Raw genomic sequence first — 20019 nt, 5'->3', positions numbered from 1 at the left:
CGGCCCGCCTGCGACGCTAACGAGCGCGCCTTACGAGCATCCGCCACCTCGGTAAACGGGAGGTGAACGGATCTTGGCGCGCAGAAACCGCCGGAAGATCGCGCTTTCAGGCGCGCGGCGCGTGCGTCTCGATCGAGATGATGCCCGAGCCCTGGTTCGTCGCGGAGAGGTGCACGACGCTGAACGCCCCCGGCTCGAGCTCGGCGGCGTCGCCGACGTACGAGCCGATCGGGGTCCCGGTCGCGAGGGCGAGCTCCCTGAAGATCTCGGGCAGCACCGGGCCGTGGCTGCAGATCACGGCCGACCGCCCCGCGCGCACGCGCTTGCCGACGACGCGGCGCACCTCCGCCTCGCCCTCGTGCCAGGCGTCCTCGCTGATGCCGGCGTCGCGCCGGACCTCGATCCCGGTGGCGACGGCGAGCGGCGTGACCGTCGTGACGCAGCGCACCGCAGGACTCGACACGATGCGCTTCGGCGCCCACGCCGTGAGGGTGTCGACGAGCGCCGCCGCCTGCTCGACGCCCCGTTCGGACAGCGGGCGCGAGGCATCCGGCCCCTCGAAGCCCTTGCGACCGACCGCCTTGCCGTGACGGAGCACGGTGAGGCTGAAGGTGCGGGTCACGCCCTGCTCGACGAGCGCCATGAAGTTGTCGAGGATCTCGACGTCGGGCTGGTAGCTGAGGTACCCGCGGGCGCGCTTCGGCGTCACCCACTCGAGCGCGGCGACCTCGGCGTTGGGCTTGAACGTCGAGCGCTGCACCGCCTTGTCGCTCACCTCCGCGGCCCAGTAGTGCACGATCTTCTCGCGACCGCTCGGCAGCGGGTAGCGCGAGACGCCGAGCGGCACGCCGAGGGCGACCTCGAGCCCGGTCTCCTCGGCGATCTCGCGCACCGCCGTCTGCGGCAGCGACTCGCCGGGGTCGACCTTGCCCTTCGGGATGGTGACGTCGCCGTACACCGTGCGGTGGATCACGAGCACGTGCAGCTTGCCGTCGATGTGGCGCCAGCAGACGGCGCCCGCCGCGTAGACGGCCGTGGTCACCGGCGCTGCCCCGATCGCGGGCGCTGGGCCGATCTCGTTCGGCGGGCGACCTCGGCCATGAGCACGTTCTGCAGGTCGGCGAGCGGCTGCCCCGACTCGTCGGTCGAGCGGCGGGTCCAGACGCCCTCGCCGTCGAGGTGCCACGAGCTCGTCGAGTCGTCCATCGCGCGGTCGAACAGCCCCTGCACCTCGGCGAGGTGCTGCGGGTCGGCGAGGCGCACGAGGGCCTCGACCCGGCGGTCGAGGTTGCGGTGCATCATGTCGGCCGAGCCGATGTAGATCTGCGGGTCGCCGTCGTTCTCGAAGCAGAACAGGCGCGAGTGCTCGAGGTAGCGCCCGAGGATCGAGCGCACCCGGATGTTCTCGCTGAGCCCGGGCAGGCCGGGCCGCAGGCTGCAGATGCCGCGCACCCACACCTCGACCGGGACGCCGGCGTTCGAGGCGCGGTAGAGGGCGTCGATGATGGCCTCGTCGACCATCGAGTTGACCTTGATGCGGATGCCGCTGGGTCGCCCCGCCTCCGCGTTGCGGATCTCGGTCGCGATCAGCTTCAGGAGCCCCTTGCGGAGGTGGAGGGGAGCGACGAGGAGCCGCTTGAACTTCTTCTCGATCGCGTAGCCCGAGAGCTCGTTGAAGAGCCGGGTCAGGTCCTTGCCGACCTGGTCGTCGGCCGTGAGCAGGCCGAGGTCCTCGTAGATGCGGCTCGTCTTCGGGTTGTAGTTGCCCGTGCCGATGTGGCTGTAGTGCCGCAGCACGCCCTTCTCCTGGCGGATCACGAGCGCGAGCTTGCAGTGGGTCTTCAGCCCCACCAGGCCGTAGACGACGTGCACGCCGGCCTTCTCGAGCTTGCGCGCCCAGGTGATGTTCGCCTGCTCGTCGAAGCGGGCCTTGATCTCGACGAGGGCGAGCACCTGCTTGCCCGACTCGGCGGCGTCGATGAGCGCCTCGACGATCGGGCTGTCGCCCGAGGTGCGGTAGAGGGTCTGCTTGATGGCCAGTACGTCGGGGTCGGCCGCCGCCTGCTCGAGGAACGCCTGCACGCTCGTCGCGAACGACTCGTAGGGGTGGTGCAGCAGCACGTCCTGGCGGGAGACCGCCTTGAAGACGTCGGCGCGGAGGTTCGACTCGGTCGGCTGCAGCTGCACGGCCGTCGTCGGCACGTGGATCGGGTAGTGCAGCTCGGGCCGGTCGAGTCGCGACAGGTCGAAGAGTCCGCCGAGGTCGAGCGGCGCCGGCAGGCGGTACACCTCCTGCTCCGTGACATCCAGCTCGCGGACGAGGAGGCCGAGCGTCACCTCGTCCATGTCGTCGGTGACCTCGAGGCGGATCGGCGGGCCGAAGCGACGTCGCAGCAGCTCCTTCTCGAGGGCCTTGATGAGGTTCTCGGTCTCGTCCTCCTCGATCTCGACGTCCTCGTTGCGGGTCACGCGGAACACGTGGTGCTCGACGATCTCCATGCCGGGGAACAGGTCGCCGAGGTGATTGGCGATGAGCTCCTCGAGGGTGAGGTACCTGGCGTCCTCGATCGACTCGTCGGGGTCAACGCGCACGAAGCGCGGCAGCATCTGCGGCACCTTCACGCGGGCGAACTCCTGCCGGCCGGTGCGGCTGTTGCGCACGCGCACCGACAGGTTCAGCGAGAGGCCCGAGATGTAGGGGAACGGGTGCGCCGGGTCGACCGCGAGCGGCATGAGCACCGGGAAGATCTGCTTGGAGAACACGTCGTGCAGGTGCTCGCGCTCGTCGTCCCCGAGCTCGGCCCACGTGGCGATGCGGATGCCCGCCTCGGCGAGGGCCGGCTTCACGAGGGTCTGGTACGCGGCGGCGTGGCGCTCCTGCAGCTCGTGCGCCTTCTTCGAGATGTCGCTCAGCACGTCGGCCGGGGCGCGGCCGATGTTGGTGGGCACCGCGAGCCCCGTGACGATGCGGCGCTTGAGGCCCGCGACCCTGACCATGAAGAACTCGTCGAGGTTCGACGCGAAGATCGCGAGGAAGTTGGCGCGCTCGAGCACCGGGAGGGTCTCGTCCTCGGCGAGCTCGAGCACCCGCTGGTTGAACGCGAGCCAGCTGAGCTCGCGGTCGAGGTAGCGCTCTGACGGCAGCTCGGGTGCGCCCTCGGTGTCGAAGGGTTCGAAGTCGTCGTCGAAGTCGCTCGCCGTCCGGTCGGAGGTGCGGTCGTCCTCGAGGATGCTGTCGGGGCTCATCCACACATCATGGCACGCGCCCCGAAACGCGCCGATGAGGGCCGGGTTAACGGGGAGTGACGGGGGCTGCGCCGATCAGCGGGCGGTGACGGGCGCCGCGCCCGCGCCCTCGTCGTCCTCGTGGACGTTGAAGCGGTAGCCGACGTTGCGCACGGTGCCGATGAGCGACTCGAGGTCGCCGAGCTTCGCCCGCAGCCGCCGCACGTGCACGTCGACCGTGCGGGTGCCGCCGAAGTAGTCGTAGCCCCACACCTCGCTGAGCAGCTGCTCGCGGGTGAACACCCGTGAGGGGTGCGCCGCGAGGAAGCGCAGCAGCTCGAACTCCTTGTAGGTGAGGTCGAGCGGCTTGCCGTGCACCTTGGCCGAGTAGCTCGCCTCGTCGATCACGACGCCCGAGGTCTGGATGCGCTCGCTCGGCTGGGAGGTCTGCGCGCGCCCGATCGCGAGGCGGACGCGCGCGTCGATCTCGGCGGGGCCGGCGCCCTCGAGCACGACGTCGTCGACGCCCCAGTCGGGCGTGACGGCGGCGAGGCCGCCCTCGGTGACGACGAGCACGAGCGGTGCCGAGAGCCCCGTCGTCTTCAGGATCTGGGAGAGCGCCTTCGCGCCGGCGAGGTTCGTGCGCGCATCGAGCAGCACGAGGTCGGCGTCGGGCGCCCGCACCAGTTGCTCGGGCGACGCAGGGATCACCCTGACCCGATGGGTCAGCAGTGCGAGCGCCGGGAGAACGTCGTCGTTGGCCGTCGGCGTCAAGATCAGCAGCTGCGCCACGCCACACCCTCCAGTAGTAAGGTGCGGTCAATACTACGGGACGGCCGCCGCCGTCCCGCGACACGAACGGGGAGACATGGTCGAGCAGTCCGGGACGCGCTTCGGGTGGGCGAGCGTCATGCTCATCTGGGCGGTCGCGATCGCGGGGTCCGCGATCGTCGGCGGCCTCGCGCTCGCGGGGCAGAGCGACTGGTTCGGGGATGACTCGTGGCTCGGCCTCTACGGGGCGCTCGGCGTCGTGCTCGCCGCCGCCGTGATCGGCACGCTCGTGGTGCAGCTGGCCACCAGGCGCCCCGAGGGCTTCGTCGGGCGCGTCTCGGCATCGATCGGCGGCGCGGTCGTCGTGGTCGCGCTCGCCGCACTGCTGCTCGCCCCGTTCGCGACGGCCTGACCCGCGACCCGAGCCGCGCGGGCAGCGGATAGACTCGCAGTATGTCTGAGCTGCTCGCCCTCGAACTCCTCTTCATCGGCCTGCTCGGCCTCGCGAGCCTCGCGATCGCGTGGGTCAGCGGGGTCGTGGTCTACAAGCTCTTCAAGGGTCAGCGCTAGGCGCTGGTGACGACGTGGCGATGATCGAGCTGCCCGTCGACCTCCCGGCCGAGCTCGTCCCGCTCTCCTGGCTCCTCGGGGTCTGGGAGGGCTCCGGGGTGATCGACTACGCGGTCGGCGACGAATCGGTCACGCGCGAGTTCGGGCAGCGGCTGAGCTTCAGCCACGACGGGCTGCCCCACCTGAACTACACGTCCTACACCTGGCTGTTCCCCGCCGAGGAGGGCGGCGACCCCACTCCGCTCGCAACCGAGACCGGCTACTGGCGTCTCGCCCGCGAGCAGGGCGACGGCGACCCGGGCCCTGCGCTGCTGCCGGCGGTCGGCGAGCCGCGATTCCCCGACGCCGAGGCGGTCGAGGCGCTGCGCAACGACGACGGCGGCTTCGACCTCGAGGTGTCGATCGTGCACCCCGGCGGCGTGAGCGAGCTCTACCTCGGCCAGGTGAAGGGACCGCGCATCGATCTCGCGACCGACGCCGTCATGCGCGCTGCCGGTGCGAAGCCGTACTCGGCGGCCACTCGGCTCTACGGGCTCGTCGAGGGCCACCTGCTCTGGGCCTGGGACATCGCCGCGCTCGGCCAGGACCTCCGCACCCACGCCTCGGCGCGCCTCGGCAAGGTCGACTGATGACCGGATCGCCGTTCCTGGGCCTCGGCGGCGCCGTGCCGTCGGAGTCGTCGCCGGCCGTGGCCGGCCACTACGGCAACCCCATGGTCGAGCAGCGCCGCCTCGAGCGCGGCGAGGCGATCGTCGACCTCTCCGACCGCGGCGTCGTCACGGTGACCGGGCCCGACCGGCTGAGCTGGCTGCACTCCATGGCGAGCCAGTCGTTCGACCGCCTCGCCCCTGGCGAGGGCATCGAGGCGCTGCTCCTCGACGCGGCCGGGCACATCGAGCACGCCGTGCACGCGGTCGACGACGGCGAGACCGTCTGGCTCGTCGTCGAGGGCGACGAGGCCGCGCCGCTCGCGGCCTGGCTCGACCGCATGCGGTTCATGCTGCGGGTCGAGGTCGCCGACCGCAGCGCCGAGTCGGCCGTCCTCGCGGCGATGTCGACGTCCGCGCTCGACGCGGCCGTCCCCGCGTACGCCCCGGCCGGGGTCGCGCTCGACTGGGTCGACCCGTGGGCCACGGGCCCCCGGCCCGGCGGCCACCAGTACGCCGACGCGGCCGGCCACCCGGCATCCGGCTGGCGTCTCATCGAACGCATCGTGCCGCGACCGGCCCTCGCCGCCGCCGCCGAGGCGGTCGCCGCCGGGCGCGTCGCCGTCGCCGGAGCCCTCGCCCTCGACGCGCTGCGCATCGCCGCCTGGCGTCCGCGCCTCGCGAGCGAGGTCGACGAGAAGACGATCCCGCACGAGCTCGACTGGCTGCGCAGCGCCGTCGACCTCGGCAAGGGCTGCTACAAGGGCCAGGAGACGGTCGCGAAGGTGCTGAACCTCGGCCGGCCGCCGCGCCGGCTCGTGCTGCTGCACCTCGACGGCAGCGACACCGTCCTTCCTGCTCCCGGTGACGAGGTCGTCGGCGAGAAGGTGCGCCCCGAACCCGCCGACGGCGAGGCGCCCGAGCGCAGGGTCGTGGGGCGGGTCACCTCGAGCGCGATGCACCACGAGCTCGGGCCGATCGCGCTCGCCGTCGTGAAGCGCGCCGTGCCCGCCGAACTGCCGCTGATCGTGCTGAGCCACGGCATCGACATCGCCGCCGCCCAGGTCGAGATCGTGCCGGCGGGGGCCGGCGCCGCCGTCGAGGTGCCGCGCCTGCCGCGTCTCGGCGTTCGCAAGCCCTAGCCGGCCGCGCGAGTCCCGGGCGGCCGCCGGCGGCCCGAACCTCCGCCGCCGTCCGCTCCCGATCGGGTCGCGCGCGCGTGCGGGGCCTCGGCGGCGCCGGCGCCGGCCGCGGGGCATCCGCGCCGTGCCCGCCCCGCGCGCGACGATGCCCCGGAGCCGAGGGCCCCGGGGCATCGCCTGCCGCCCGCTACTTGCAGTTCAGCTGCGTGTACTTGACCTTGACCTCCTTGACGTGCTCGCGCTCGCCGTCGTGGTGGCGGACCGCGACCGTGATGCTGCCCTTCTTGAGCTTGGCCGTACCCGTGTCGAACAGGTGGTACACGGCCGAGCCCGAGGCGACATCGGCGATCTCGTGCGCGCCCCACGGCGTCGTGATGACGACCTCGGAGGCCACGTTGCCGGTGTTCGCGGCGTACACCGCGAGGTGAGCGGACCCGGCGACGCACTGGGGCGCCGCGCTCGCCGTGACTCCGAGCTCGACGGGCAGCGGCTCGTCGATCGTGATCTCGGCGGTCTGGGCCTCCTCGGCGTTGCCCGCGACGTCGGTCGAGCGGTACTCGACGGTGTGCGCGCCCGCGCCCGTCACCGTGACCGGCTCGGCGTAGGCGACCCAGTCGCCGCCGTCGACCCGGACCTCGGTGCCGGCGACGCCCGAGGTGTCGTCGACCCCGGCGAGGGTGAACACCGCGCCGCGGACGATCTCCTCGACCGTGGCGGTCGTGACCGGCGCGACCGTGTCGAGCCGGACGCTCGCCGAGCGCTCCTCCTCGACGTTGCCCGCCTCGTCGGTCGAACGGTAGCGCACCGTGGTCTCGCCCTCGCCGGTCACCTCGACCGGCTCGGTGTACGCGGCCCACGCGCCGTCGCCGATGGCGTACTCGGTCGACGCCACGCCGGTGCCGTCGCCGTCGCCCGCCTCGAGCGAGAAGCTCGGAGCGGACGTGTACCAGCCCTCGGCGCCGTCGGGCTCGGCCGGGCTCCAGGCGAGCTCGGTCGCGGGCGCCGTGACGTCGACCTGCGGCACCTCGAGGTCGAACGAGTCGAACTCGACGACGACCGGCTCCTCCTGCTGCGGGCCGATGGCCATGAGGCCGATGCCGCGCAGCGGGCGGTCGAAGGCGATCGCCGCGCCGATCGACGTCCAGTTGACGCCGCCGTCGCTCACCTCGGCCGTGTAGCTCGACCCCGACTTCGTCACGCGCAGGTACCAGTACCCGCTCTCGGACGAGTTCGCGATGTCGAGGTTGCGGCTGCCGATCCCCGTGGCATCCTTCTCGCCCGCGAGCTCGGCCCGGAGGTCGAGCGCGCTGCCTGGGTTGTTGTAGGCGACGACGTCGGCCTTGACGTAGTTGTCGTCGTCGGCCCACATCAGCAGGCCGGCGAGCTGCCAGCGGTGCTTCAGCGGAGCCTTGAACTTCGTCGACGCCACCCAGTCGCCCTCGGGCGCCTTCGTGAGGATGAAGTTGCGCGGCGAGATCGGGTTGCTGCCGTTGATGTCGCCCGGCTGCGTCTCGATCTTCAGGTGGCCGTCGGCGACCTCCAGGTGGTTCGAGTCGTAGCGCACGCTCTGCGCCCAGCGGCAGCCGTCGAGCGACGTGCCGTCGAACGCATCGCTCGGCGTCACCGCCGCGCTCGCGCCGGCGTCGGGGGTGACGCGCAGCCAGTCGACCTTCGCGACCACCGGGGTGCTGCCCAGGTCGCCCGCCGCCATCACGCCGAGGCGCGAGTTCGGCTTCTGCGAGAGCTGGCCGGCCAGCGCCGTCCAGTTCGTCCCGTCGGCCGAGTAGGCGCCCTTCAACACGCTTCCGTCGCTCGTGAGCTTCAGGTGGATCGTGCTCGGGAAGTCGGCGGGGAGCGCCGGTGCCGCGGCGGTCGTGCGGGAACCCGCCGTCTCGCTCTGGAACTCGATGAAGCGCCCGCCGCTCTGGTTGCGCACGAAGGCGAGCTTGTTGTACTCGTCATCGCTGCCGTGGAGCACGACGCCCGCCCACTGCCAGTGCGAGGTGTGCGCGAGGTCGATCTTCGTCGTCGCCTCCCACGCCCCGGCCGGGGTGGGCTTGCCGATGAAGCTGACCGGACCGGTCGACGCCTCGTTGATGTCGCCCGCCGTCACGGGGAGCGAGACCGCACCGCCCGACTGCGTGACCGGCACCGCGCCGGAGCGGACCGTCCACGACGGCGCGAGCGCCGGGGCGTCGAACTCGTCGGAGAACGGTGCGCCCGTGCACATGAGCGGCTCGAGCGGCTTCTCGGGCTCGGGGCCCTTCGGCTCCGTGTCGATCGCGAACTCCGAGAAGTCGACGGCGCCCGCCGTGCCCGAGTGCGCGACCATGAACATGCCCACGTCCTGCGTGCCTGCGGCGTCCGCGAGGGTCACCGCGCCGCCCACCTGCGTCCAGCTCGTGCCGTTCTTCGAGAAGTAGGCCGTGTACTCGGTGCCCGAGCGCTTGAGCTTCACCCAGGTGGGGTAGCTCGTGGTGCCGCCGGCGACCGAGGTGTTGAGCTGGCCGTTGCCGTCGGGGTCCGCGAGGAACTCCACGCCGTTGCTGGGACGGATGCCGACCATCGCGTAGCCGGGCGAGCTGCCGGGCTGCGTGAGGTCGTTGCGCACGATGATGCCGGCCTTGGCCGACCCGTTCGTGTTCTGCTGGGCGTCGACCTTGACGACGGCCTCCCAGTCCTCGTCGCCGCCCGCCGGAGCGTAGAGCGTCGAGTACTCGTCGGTGCCCTGCCAGGTGTTGTCGCCCGCACCGGTGATGCGGAACTTGCCCGAGCCGATGCGCTCGAAGAGCCCGTCGGCGTTCGTGAAGGGCACGAGGTCGCCGAACAGCTCGCCGACCTGCGAGAGCACGACGCGCGAGGTCTTCGACTTGCCCGCCGCGTTCGTCGCGACCGCGGTGAGTTCGTAGAGCCCCTCCTCGGGCGACGCCCACTGGGCGGCGTACGGCGCGTCGGTATCGGTGCCGATCGACTCGCCGTCGACGAAGAACTCGACCGACTCGACCGAGCCGTCGGCGTTGAGCTCGTCATCCGCCGCCGCCTCGACCGTGACGTCCTGCCCGGGTTCGAGCTGCACGCCCTGCTCGGGCGAGGTGATCGCGACCTCGGGAGCCGCGGTCGGGGACGAGCCCCGGCCGATCGCCTCGAGGAAGTTCAGCTTCACCTCCCCGCCGCGGAACACGAGGACGAGGTTCATCGACTCGCCCGAGAACCCGCTCACGTCCAGCGTGACATCCGCGAACCGGGTCGAACCGGTGGCCGGGACCGCTGCGGTCGCGAGGAGCTCGCCGTCGGCGGCGCCCTTGCGCAGCTCGATGCTCGAGCCCTCCGAGACCGCGGAGACCCGCAGTGCGAGACGCTCGATGCGGTGGAAGCTCACCGGGTCGTAGTTCACCCAGTCGCCGTCGCGTGCGACGACCATGCGGTCGCCCTCGGCGCCGCCGACGTCGCGACTCGCGACGACCGAGACGCCCGGCGAGGAGGTGTCGAAGAACTCGGCCTGCTTCACCTTCGGGAACACGAGCGTCGTCGCCGAGCCCGTGAGGGGGTTCGCGCCGCCCTCGCCGCCGTGGTCGGTGTACCTGGCGTCGATCGCGAAGAAGATGTCCTCGTCGGGGGCGTGGCCGCCGAGGCTCGTCGGCGTGGTGCCGGTGAGCCCGCTGAGCGGCGTGAGCGGGTGCGCGTGGTCGTCGTGGCCGAGCGCCGGCTGGATGATGACCTCCGAGCCGTCGACCGTGCCGTCCTCGGGGTCGCTCACCTGGGAGGCCCAGTTGAGGTCGTCGCCGAAGTCGAAGAACGCGCCGTCCGGCGGCAGCGAGATGCCGACGCTCGGGCGGGTGTTGCCGACCGTGATCGGCGCGGTGGTCGTGCCGGTCTTGCCGTCGGGGTCGGTGACCGTCAGACGGGCGTCGTAGACGCCGTCGGCCGCGTAGCTGTGGCTCGCCTGCGGGGTCGTGGCGTCGGTCGTGCCGTCGCCGTCGAAGTCCCACGCGTACTGCAGCGACGCGTTCTCGGGGTCGCTCGAGCCCGAGCCGTCGAAGGCCACCGCGAGTGGAGCCTGACCCGAGTCGCGGTCGATCGAGATCTTCGCGATCGGCGATCGGGAGCCCTGGATGTAGTCGATCCGGTGCAGGCCCGAGTTCGGGTTGTCACGGCCGAAGCCGCCGCCCCAGTCGAGCACGTAGAGCGAGCCGTCGGGGCCGAAGCGCGAGTCGATCGGTGCGAGGAACTGCTCCTGCGGGAGGAATGCTTTCACCTTCTCGATCTGGGCACCTGGGGCCTTGTCGCCGCCTGCGAGCTGGATGGAGTACATCTTGTTGCGCGCCCACTCGTAGAAGAAGGGCTTGCCGTCGTACGACGCCGGGAACTTCGTGTCGCTCACGAGCTCGGGGTCGTAGTCGTACACCGGGCCGCCCATGGGGGCGAGGCCGCCGCCCTGCGGGATGATGCCGGGCACCGAGGAGCGCTTGTAGCCGTAGGCCAGGTCGGCCCCGCGCGCTGCGGGGAGCTCGGTCAGGCCGGTGTTGCGGGGCGAGTCGTTGATCGGCGCGTCGCAGTCGAAGAAGTCGCCGACCGTGACGGGGTTCGTCGTGTAGTCGACGTCGCGGAACGGCTCGTTCTGGCCCATGCAGAGCGGCCACCCGTAGTTGCCGGGGCTCGTGATGTAGTTCCACTCCGCGATGCCGGCGGGGCCGCGCGTGGCGGGCGCGTCGCTGCCGTTGTCGGGGGAGTAGTCGGCGAGGCTGATCGCACCGGTCGACTGGTCGACCGAGAATCGGAACGGGTTCCGGAAGCCCATGGCGTAGATCTCGGGCAGCGTCTTGTCGCCCGGGTCGTCGGCCTCGGGGAACAGGTTGCCCTCGGGGATCGTGTAGCCGGGGCCGTCGGCCTTCGGCGTGATGCGCAGCAGCTTGCCGCGGAGGTCGTTCGTGTTCGCCGACGTCTCGCGGGCGTCGTGGAACGTGCCGGGCCGCGTCGAGAGCGGGGCGTAGCCGCCGGAGGGCTCCGAGTGCGGGTTCACGTCGTCGCCGACGCCGAGGTACAGGTTGCCCTGCGCGTCGAAGTCGAGTCCGCCGCCGGTGTGGCCGGGCTCGTCGGGCAGGCGCCGCGCGGGCACCTCGATGATGAGTTCCTCGCTGGCCGGGTCGATGACGCCGTTCTCCATCGTGAAGCGGGAGACGCGGCTGAAGAAGCTCGACGGGTCCGAGTTGTCGGGTGCGTCGGGGGAGCGGTAGAGGTACACGCGCCCGTTCTCGGTGAAGTCGGGATCGAGGGCGATGCCGAGCAGGCCGTCCTCGCCGCCCGAGTACACGTCGAGCTCGAGGGCGGTCGTCACGGCGTTCGTCGCCGGGTCCCAGACCCGGACCTGGCCGCGCACGAGCTCGGTGTAGAACACTCGGCCGTCCTCGGCGATGTCCATCGCGAAGGGTGCCGAGGTGTTCTCGTCGAGGGCGACCTTCTCGAAGTTGCTCCAGACGGTGCCGCCGCAGTCGCCGGCCTCGACGCCCGCGGCGTACTTCACGCCGCCGACGATGTGCTCCATGAGGTCGGGCTCCTCGAAATGGGAGCCGAAGTGGCCCATCGCCGTCACCCAGGCGCGCCCGCCGTCGTACGGCTTGCACCACGAGATCGGGTGGTCGTAGCCCATGGCGTTGCTGCCAGGGGTGTAGGTCGACTCGTCCATCGAGGCGAGCACGTGCGCGGTGCCGCGGACGTTGTTCGAGAAGTTGTACCACTCGTCGGAGCGGTCCCAGCGGTCGGCCTCGAAGTGCTCGGTCGAGGGATGCGTGTGGTCCTCGATCCGCACGGTGCCGGGCTGGCCGGGGTCGGTGCCGGTGGCGGCGTGGCCCGGCATGAGCGAGCCGACGAGCTCGTCCCACCAGGCGTAGTTGCCGCGCATGTCGGTGGCGTTGTGGATCGCGACGATGCCGCCGCCCGCCTGCTGGTAGCGCTCGAGCGCGGCCTTCTGGTCGGCGTTCCACGGGTCGCCCGAGGTCTGGAACATGATGACGGCGTCGTACTCGGCGAGGGCCTGGTCGTTGAAGACCGTGGAGTCCTCGGTGTGGGTGACCACCATGTCCTCGGCTTCGAGGGCCGCCGTGATCAGGGGGGTCCCCTTGTCGATCGCGTCGGTGTGCCGATACTGCGTGGTCTTGGTGAAGATCAGCACATGGGCGCCGTCATGCGCCTGCGCTGGTGTCGCGGTGGCGACGATGGCGCCGGCCGCGAGGATCGAGGCCACCGCACCGGCGAACAGCCGGGAGATGGCGGGGGGCAACTTCAACAGCATGAGACCTCCATTGGTTTCCAATGCTGGACACGTCTGAGATCACGACCGTGTGCGCGTCCGGTCCCGAACCTAGGGGAGACTTTTGCCGTTGGTCAAGCAAAAGATGTGACAACATCGACTTCTTAATCATCAGGACTGTTGAGTAATGTCTCCGCCTGCGCAGAATTCGGTGCTCGACGCCAGAGCGCGGGCCGAGCTCGCCGGCCGGCCGAGCCGGGGGTCGATCAGGGAAGCGGGGCGACCGCCGACCAGGGCAGCGTGAGCTCCCCGAGGCGAGCGCGCCGAGGCCCGCCGACGATCGGCCAGCCCTCGTGGCGCAGCGTCGCGACCGTGGCGATCCAGCGCTGGGACGGCCCGTAGACGGCCATCGCCGCATGCGTGCGCCACGCGAGGTCGAGGTCCCCGAGCAGCCGGTGGATCCGTTCGCCGGGCACGTTGCGGTGGATGAGCGCCTTCGGCAGGCGCTCGGCGACGATCGAGGGCAGCTCGAGGCCCGAGCGTCGCAGGCTCACGGTGAAGGTCCGAGGCCCGGATGCCCCGAGCCCCACCCAGCTCGACACCCGTCCGAGTTCGTCGCAGGTCCCCTCGACGAGCAGCCCGCCGGGGGCGAGCCGGGAGCGCATGAGCGCCCACGCGTCGCCGACCTCGGCCTCGTCGTACTGGCGCAGCACGTTGAACGCCCGGATCACCGCCGGGCGGCGACCGGCGGCGACCGGCACCTCGAAGCCGCCGATCGCGAAGTCGACCTCGAGCGCTCTGCCGAAGTGGGTCTCGCCCGCCCGTACCGCGGCGAGCTGCTCGCGCGCGACGCGCACGCGCTCGGGTTCGATCTCGAGGCCGAGCACCTCGACGTCGGGGCGCACCTGGGCGAGCCGCGAGGCGAGCTCGAGCGTCGTCACCCCGCTCGCGCCGTAGCCCAGGTCGACCACGAACGGGTCGTGCGCGTGCAGCAGCGCGGGATGCGCGGCGATCCACCGGTCGACGCGACGCAGCCGGTTCGTGTTCGTGGTGCCGCGGGTGACGTTGCCCACGCGCTGTCCGGGCCGGAGGCGCCTGGGGCGGGGCGAGGCATCCGGGGGCATGTCCCAAGTCTGGCAGCCCGGCGGTCGCGTCCGCGGCAGGCCGGGGTCATCGGGCTTCACGCGGGCAGGGCCGAGGATGCCTCGCCGCTAGGCTGGTGGCATGCCTCACACCCTCGTGCTGCTCCGTCACGGCAACAGCGAATGGAACCAGAAGAACCTGTTCACCGGCTGGGTCGACGTCCGGCTCTCCGAGCTCGGCCGCACCGAGGCCGCTCGCGCGGGCGAGCTGCTCGCCGAGTCGGGGCTGCTGCCCGACGTGCTGCACACCTCGGTGCTGACCCGCGCGATCCAGACGGCGAACATCGCCCTCGACGTCGCCGACCGCGGGTGGATCGACGTGCGTCGCAGCTGGCGCCTCAACGAGCGTCACTACGGCGCCCTGCAGGGCCTCGACAAGGCCGAGACGCTCGAGAAGTACGGCCCCGAGCAGTTCCAGCTCTGGCGCCGATCGTTCGACGTGCCCCCGCCCGTCCTCGCCGACGACGCCGAGTGGTCGCAGGTCGGCGACCCGCGCTACGCGAATCTCGCCGATGGCGAGCTGCCCCGCACCGAGTGCCTGAAGGACGTCATCGCGCGCATGCTGCCGTACTGGCAGTCCGACATCGTGCCCGACCTCGCCGCGGGCAAGACCGTGCTCGTGACGGCCCACGGCAACTCGCTCCGGGCGCTCGTGAAGCACCTCGACGGCATCGGCGACGACGACATCGCCGAGCTCAACATCCCGACCGGCATCCCGCTCGTGTACGAGCTCGACGACGAGTTCCGGCCCGTCAAGCCGGGCGAGTACCTCGACCCCGAGGCGGCCGCGGCCGGTGCGGCAGCGGTGGCGGCGCAGGGCAAGAAGTAGCGCGAAGCACGAGAAGGGCGGATGCCGTACGGCATCCGCCCTTCGTCGTGCCGGTCGCCGCTCGCGACCGTCGTGCGCTCAGAGCGCGGACTTCTCCGGGTCCCAGTCGCCGGTCGCCAGGTACTGCACCTTCTTCGCGATCGAGACCGCGTGGTCGGCGAAGCGCTCGTGGTAGCGGCTCGCGAGCGTCGCGTCGACGGTGTCGACCGTCTCGCCCTTCCACTTCTCGCCGAGCACCTTGTCGAACACCGAGAGGTGCAGCGCGTCGACCTTGTCGTCCTCGTTGCGGATCTGCTCGGCGAGGTGCACGTCCTCCGTGCGGAGGAGCTCGACCAGCTTGCGGGCGATCTCGACGTCGAGCCGGCCCATCTCCGAGAAGGTCGGGCGCAGCGACTTCGGCACCACCTTGTCGGGGAAGCGGTAGCGGGCCAGCTGCGAGATGTGGGTCGACATGTCGCCCATGCGCTCGAGCGAGGCGCTGATGCGCAGCGCGCTGACCACGATGCGGAGGTCGCGGGCGACGGGCTGCTGCTTGGCGAGGATCGTGATCGCGAGCTCGTCGAGCTCGACGGCGGCCTGGTCGATCTTGTCGTCGTCGGCGATCACCTCCTCGGCGAGGCTCACGTCGGAATCGTTGAACGCCCGGGTCGCCTTGTCGATGGAAACGGCGACGAGGTCGGCGATCTCGACGAGTCGCTCCTGCACCTCGGCCAGCTCCTGCTGGAACACCTCACGCATGCTCGAATTCCTTTGGCTCTCATCGTCCGCGCGCACAGCACGAACCCTCCGGGACGACCCGGCTCCGGGCCATCCTCCCGGCTGGAGGTGAACAACAGGTGCCGGGACGCTGAACACTCCCTAACGTAGCGCCGCACAGCGGGAAGACGGCGTTCGGGCGGTTGCCGCGTCGTTAGTCTGGTGCCATGGACTCCACCTGGGCAGTGCTCACCGCGCTCGCCTTCGGCGTCTTCCTCGGCGCCGCATTCATGGTCGTGCTGCACGTCGCGGAGCGGCGCGGCTCGAGCGCGGCGCGGGTCGTCGCGCCGACGATCCCCGACGGGGTCGACCAGGTGCTCGAGGTGCTCGAGTCCGCGGGCGTCGTGCTCGATCCGTCGAACAACGTGCTGCGCGCCTCGCCCGGCGCGCTCTCGATGGGGCTCGTGCGCCAGCAGGCGCTCGTGCACCCCGAGCTGCTCGAGCTCGTCGCCTCGGTGCGGCGCACGGGCGACCCCGTCGCCGACGAGCTGACGGTCGCCCGCTCGCCGCACGGCGACTCGCCGCTGCGCCTGCGGGTGCGGGTCGCGCGACTGGGCACCCGCTTCGTGCTGCTCCTCGCCGAGGACCGCACCGAGTCGCACCGCCTCGACGAGGTGCGCCGCGACTTCGTCGCGAACATCAGCCACGAGCTGAAGACGCCGATCGCGAGCGTCAGCCTCCTCGCCGAGGCCCTCGACCAGGCGGCCGACGAGCCCGACCAGGTGCGCCGCTTCGCCGGCCGGCTCTCGGTCGAGGCGACCCGGCTGGCGCACATCACGAGCGAGGTCATCGAGCTGTCCCGGCTGCAGGCGCGCGACGCCCTGCGGCCCGACGTGCTCGTCGACGTCGACGAGATCGTCGCCGCGGCCGTCGACCAGAACCGGGTCGTCGCCGGCGGCAAGCGCGTCGACATCGCCGTCAAGGCGGGCACGGGGGCGCAGGTCTACGGCGACCGCGCGCTCATGGTCGTCGCGGTGCACAACCTCGTCGCGAACGCCATCGCGTACTCGAACGAGGGCGGCCGGGTCGGCGTGGGGGTGAAGGTCGAGGGCGACGAGGTCGAGATCGCGGTCACCGACCAGGGGATCGGCATCGAGAGCGACGACCTCGATCGCGTCTTCGAGCGCTTCTACCGGGTCGACCAGGCCCGCTCGCGCAACACCGGCGGCTCGGGGCTCGGGCTCAGCATCGTGAAGCACACGGTGCAGAACCACGGCGGCGACGTGCGCGTGTGGTCGCAGCCCGGCCGCGGCTCGACCTTCATGATCAAACTGCCGCTCGCCGAGACGCCCATCGTCGCGGGCCGGGCTGCCGACGAGGCCGACGGGGCCGCTGCGACCCGGCCCGGCGCACGACCCGCTGCGAAGCTCGCAGCATCCCAGCAAGGAGACCGTACGTGACCCGCATCCTGCTCGTCGAAGACGAGATCGCCCTCTCCGACCCGCTGAGCTTCCTGCTCGAACGCGAGGGCTACGAGATCGAGGTCGCCGCCGACGGCCCGTCGGCGATCGCCGCGTTCGATCGCGACGGCGCCGACCTGGTGCTGCTCGACCTCATGCTGCCGGGGCTGCCCGGCACCGAGGTCTGCCGTGAGATCCGCACGCGCTCGACGGTGCCGATCATCATGCTCACGGCGAAGGACTCCGAGATCGACATCGTCGTCGGGCTCGAGCTCGGGGCCGACGACTACGTCACGAAGCCGTACAAGACGCGCGAGCTGCTCGCCCGCATCCGGGCGGTGCTGCGTCGTCGCACCGAGATCGAGGACTTCGACGAGGCCGTGCTCGAGGGCGGTCGCGTCAAGATGGACGTCGACCGCCACACGGTCGAGGTCGACGGCGCCGCCGTGCCCATGCCGCTGAAGGAATTCGAGCTGCTCGAGCTGCTGATGCGCAACCCGGGGCGCGTGCTCACCCGCGGCCAGCTGATCGACCGGGTGTGGGGCTCCGACTACTTCGGCGACACCAAGACGCTCGACGTGCACATCAAGCGCATCCGCTCGAAGATCGAGGTCGCGCCGTCCGAGCCGGTCCAGCTCGTCACGGTGCGCGGCCTCGGCTACCGCTTCGAGGCCTGACGCCGGCGCCCGCAGGGCGCAGACATGCGAAGAGCGGATGCCGCGTGGCATCCGCTCTTCGTCGCGTTCAGGGGTTCGCGCTCAGGGAACGAGCGACTCGTACTCGGGCAGGCGCCCGTCGAGCACGGGGACCTGCTTCTCGACGCCCTCGGAGGAGCCGACGTGGAAGTAGATCGGCAGGAGCGAACCGGGCTCGGTGTCGATGCCCTCGAGGACGATCGGCTCGACCTCGTCGATGCCCTCGACCGCGTCGGTGCCGAAGGCGACGGTCGCGCCGGCGTCGACCGGGATGCTCACGGTGTCGCCGCCGTCGACCTGCACGTCGAGGTCGACGTCGTCTTCGCCCGTGTTCACGATCGTCAGGACGAGCGTGCCGTCGACGCCGTCGTCGCTGACGACGAGGATGTTGCGGAGGTCGAGGTCGCCGACGTTCGCGGAGACGCCGTCGCTCGCGTCGTAGTGCTCGGTCGTCGCCTGGTAGGTGAGCATCGAGCACCCGCTCGCACCGAGTGCGACGCCGAGGGCCAGAGCAGCGGATGCGGCGAGACGCGCCTTCACAGAACCTCCAAGTGCGAAACTGCGCGCACGAACCAGGCGGCACGTGCGATCGAATCCGAGCATATCCTACGCGGAGCGGCCCGCGAGAAGGGGAGGCGAACCTTAGCATGATCGGGAATGTGATATCCTGAAAGTTGCCGAAAGGACTATCATTCATGCTTTTTGAGGTTGGCGAAACCGTCGTTTACCCCCACCACGGTGCCGCAACGATCACCGAGGTCAAGAAACGCATCATCAAGGGTGAAGAGAAGCTCTACCTCAAGCTGAACGTCACGCAGGGAGACCTCGTCATCGAGGTGCCCGCCGAGAACGTCGACCTCGTCGGCGTCCGCGACGTCATCGGCAAAGAGGGCCTCGACAAGGTCTTCGAGGTGCTGCGCGCCCCCTTCACCGAGGAGCCGACCAACTGGTCGCGCCGCTACAAGGCGAACCTCGAGAAGCTCGCATCCGGTGACGTGATCAAGGTCTCGGAGGTCGTGCGCGACCTCTGGCGCCGCGATCAGGACCGCGGCCTCTCGGCCGGCGAGAAGCGCATGCTCGCGAAGGCACGTCAGATCCTGATCTCCGAGCTCGCCCTGGCCGAGAAGACCGACGAAGAGGCGGCGTCGACCGTGCTCGACGAGGTGCTCGCCTCCTAGCTGGGCAGCTCGATCCTTCGACGAACGGCGGGTGCGTGCGCACCCGCCGTTCGCCGTCTCCGGCGTCGTGCCGATCGTGCGTCGACGTCTCGGTCCCGGCGCCCGGGACTACGCTCGAAGCGTGAGTTCTGCGATCGCCGTCATCGTCGTCGCCGCGGGAAGCGGCACCCGTCTCGGTCACGCCGAGCCGAAGGCCTTCGTGCCGCTCGGCGGGGGCACGGTGCTCGCCGAAGCGGTCTCGGGCGTGCTCGCGATGCGTCAGGCGCCGCACCTCGTGCTCGTGGTGCCGGGCGACCGCGTCGAGACCGCACGCGAGCGGTTCGCCGCGGACGCGGGGGCGGCAGGCGCCTCCCTCGACGTCGTCGCCGGGGGCGCGAGCCGGCAGGAGTCCGTCGCCGCGGGTCTCGCCGTGCTGCCCGCGTCGGTTCAGACGGTGCTCGTGCACGACGCCGCGCGCGCGCTCACGCCTGCCCTGCTCTTCGACGAGGTCGCGGCCGCCGTGCAGGCGCGCCGGCACGGCATCGTCCCCGCGCTCGACGTCGTCGACACCGTGAAGCGCGTCGCCGACGACGGACGCGTGATCGAGACGGTCGATCGTTCGAGCCTGCGCGCCGTGCAGACCCCGCAGGGCTTCCCGCGGGCGTCGCTCGACCACGCCTACGCCACCGCGCGAGACGAGTTCACCGACGATGCGGCGCTCGTGGCCGCCGCCGGGCTCGTCGTCGAGACGGTGCCGGGCGACGTCCGCGCCTTCAAGATCACCGTTCCCGCCGACCTCCGCCGCGCCGAGCAGCTCGTCGCCGAGCGGCGCGCGGCCGCGGCCGTCGGCCGCCCGGCCGCCGGCCCGGCCGACGGCGGGGCCTCCGAGGCGGCGCACCCGGCACTGCCCAGGATCGGCACCGGCACCGACGTGCACGCCTTCGCCGACGACGACTCGCCCCTGTGGCTCGCGGGCCTGCACTGGCCCGGCGAGCGCGGGCTCTCCGGGCACTCCGACGGCGATGCGGCAGCGCACGCCGTGTGCGACGCCCTGCTCGCCGCGGCCGGACTCGGCGACGTGGGCTCGATCTTCGGCACCGCGGACGTGCGGTTCGCCGGAGCCCACGGCGAGGTGTTCCTGGCCGAGACGCGGCGTCTCGTCGAGGCATCCGGCTACGTCATCGGCAACGTCACCGTGCAGATCGTCGGCAACCGACCGAAGCTCGCCCCTCGACGGGACGAGGCGGAGGCGCTGCTCTCGCGCGTCCTCGGCGCCCCGGTCAGCGTCGCCGCGACGACGAGCGACGCGCTCGGCTTCACCGGTCGAGGGGAGGGCGTCGCGGCCGTCGCCACGGCGCTCATCGTCCCGGCCTGAGGCGCGGGGGCGACGCCCGCCGTGGCGGCGCGGGGCACCGCGACGCGGGCAGCGAGGGGCCGC

Annotated in this window: 15 protein-coding genes; 8 read left to right on the top strand and 7 right to left on the bottom strand. The window is 71.4% G+C overall.

Features of this window, described 5'->3' with window-relative positions; all coding sequences use genetic code 11:
• Positions 1–106: 106 nt before the first annotated feature.
• The 3 genes from ACFVTH_RS02195 to ACFVTH_RS02185 form a co-directional block, all read right to left on the bottom strand.
• The gene (locus tag ACFVTH_RS02195; protein WP_387086346.1) at positions 107–1042 is read right to left on the bottom strand and encodes an NUDIX domain-containing protein; all 936 of its coding nucleotides are present in this window, start codon (positions 1040–1042) and stop codon (positions 107–109) included.
• Positions 1039–3246 (bottom strand): RNA degradosome polyphosphate kinase, encoded by a 2208-nt coding sequence (locus ACFVTH_RS02190; protein ID WP_387086343.1) that lies wholly within the window; start codon positions 3244–3246, stop codon positions 1039–1041. The genes ACFVTH_RS02195 and ACFVTH_RS02190 overlap by 4 nt, the downstream gene beginning before the upstream one ends.
• Before the next feature lie 75 nt (positions 3247–3321).
• Complete coding sequence (locus ACFVTH_RS02185) at positions 3322–4017, bottom strand: DNA-binding response regulator (RefSeq protein WP_387086340.1); 696 nt, start codon at positions 4015–4017, stop codon at positions 3322–3324.
• 76 nt (positions 4018–4093) lie between these two features.
• On the opposite strand from ACFVTH_RS02185, the gene ACFVTH_RS02180 reads away from it, so the two are divergent.
• The 3 genes from ACFVTH_RS02180 (at position 4094) to ACFVTH_RS02170 (ending at position 6355) form a co-directional block, all read left to right on the top strand.
• The gene (locus ACFVTH_RS02180; RefSeq protein ID WP_387086337.1) at positions 4094–4408 is read left to right on the top strand and encodes a hypothetical protein; all 315 of its coding nucleotides are present in this window, start codon (positions 4094–4096) and stop codon (positions 4406–4408) included.
• A gap of 178 nt (positions 4409–4586) precedes the next feature.
• Positions 4587–5195: an FABP family protein gene (locus ACFVTH_RS02175; RefSeq protein WP_386939900.1), complete on the top strand. Its 609-nt coding sequence runs from the start codon at positions 4587–4589 to the stop codon at positions 5193–5195.
• A complete protein-coding gene (locus ACFVTH_RS02170; protein WP_387086334.1) occupies positions 5195–6355 on the top strand; it encodes a YgfZ/GcvT domain-containing protein in 1161 nt (386 codons plus the stop codon). Before ACFVTH_RS02175 ends, ACFVTH_RS02170 begins: the two co-directional genes overlap by 1 nt.
• A gap of 187 nt (positions 6356–6542) precedes the next feature.
• Here ACFVTH_RS02170 and ACFVTH_RS02165 read toward each other — a convergent pair whose 3' ends face one another.
• Both ACFVTH_RS02165 and ACFVTH_RS02160 read right to left on the bottom strand, forming a co-directional pair.
• The gene (locus ACFVTH_RS02165; protein WP_387086331.1) at positions 6543–12632 is read right to left on the bottom strand and encodes a ThuA domain-containing protein; all 6090 of its coding nucleotides are present in this window, start codon (positions 12630–12632) and stop codon (positions 6543–6545) included.
• 236 nt (positions 12633–12868) lie between these two features.
• Positions 12869–13726, bottom strand: coding sequence for a class I SAM-dependent methyltransferase (locus ACFVTH_RS02160; RefSeq protein ID WP_387086328.1), 858 nt, complete (start codon positions 13724–13726; stop codon positions 12869–12871).
• Between the two features lie 100 nt (positions 13727–13826).
• Here ACFVTH_RS02160 and ACFVTH_RS02155 point away from each other — a divergent pair, with 100 nt between their 5' ends.
• Positions 13827–14573 (top strand): phosphoglyceromutase, encoded by a 747-nt coding sequence (locus ACFVTH_RS02155; RefSeq protein WP_387086325.1) that lies wholly within the window; start codon positions 13827–13829, stop codon positions 14571–14573.
• Positions 14574–14651: 78 nt separating this feature from the next.
• Here ACFVTH_RS02155 and phoU read toward each other — a convergent pair whose 3' ends face one another.
• On the bottom strand, positions 14652–15311 hold the full coding sequence (gene phoU / locus ACFVTH_RS02150; protein ID WP_387086322.1) for a phosphate signaling complex protein PhoU: 660 nt from the start codon (positions 15309–15311) through the stop codon (positions 14652–14654).
• 185 nt (positions 15312–15496) lie between these two features.
• Between phoU and ACFVTH_RS02145 the strand changes: the two genes are divergently transcribed.
• Complete coding sequence (locus tag ACFVTH_RS02145) at positions 15497–16729, top strand: sensor histidine kinase (protein WP_387086319.1); 1233 nt, start codon at positions 15497–15499, stop codon at positions 16727–16729.
• The gene (locus tag ACFVTH_RS02140; protein ID WP_387086316.1) at positions 16726–17406 is read left to right on the top strand and encodes a response regulator; all 681 of its coding nucleotides are present in this window, start codon (positions 16726–16728) and stop codon (positions 17404–17406) included. The genes ACFVTH_RS02145 and ACFVTH_RS02140 overlap by 4 nt, the downstream gene beginning before the upstream one ends.
• A gap of 81 nt (positions 17407–17487) precedes the next feature.
• On the opposite strand, the gene ACFVTH_RS02135 is transcribed toward ACFVTH_RS02140, so the two are convergent.
• Positions 17488–17964 (bottom strand): hypothetical protein, encoded by a 477-nt coding sequence (locus tag ACFVTH_RS02135; RefSeq protein ID WP_386939913.1) that lies wholly within the window; start codon positions 17962–17964, stop codon positions 17488–17490.
• 155 nt (positions 17965–18119) lie between these two features.
• Between ACFVTH_RS02135 and ACFVTH_RS02130 the strand changes: the two genes are divergently transcribed.
• Together ACFVTH_RS02130 and ispD are read left to right on the top strand one after the other, a co-directional pair.
• Positions 18120–18602, top strand: coding sequence for a CarD family transcriptional regulator (locus tag ACFVTH_RS02130; protein ID WP_022889889.1), 483 nt, complete (start codon positions 18120–18122; stop codon positions 18600–18602).
• 76 nt (positions 18603–18678) lie between these two features.
• Complete coding sequence (gene ispD, locus ACFVTH_RS02125; protein ID WP_387088674.1) at positions 18679–19956, top strand: 2-C-methyl-D-erythritol 4-phosphate cytidylyltransferase; 1278 nt, start codon at positions 18679–18681, stop codon at positions 19954–19956.
• The last annotated feature ends 63 nt before the right edge of the window (positions 19957–20019 follow it).

This window comes from Agromyces sp. NPDC058104 (genome assembly GCF_042884835.1).
In the GTDB taxonomy this organism is placed as follows: Bacteria; Actinomycetota; Actinomycetes; order Actinomycetales; family Microbacteriaceae; genus Agromyces.
This window is presented reverse-complemented; position numbering and strand designations above follow the sequence as displayed.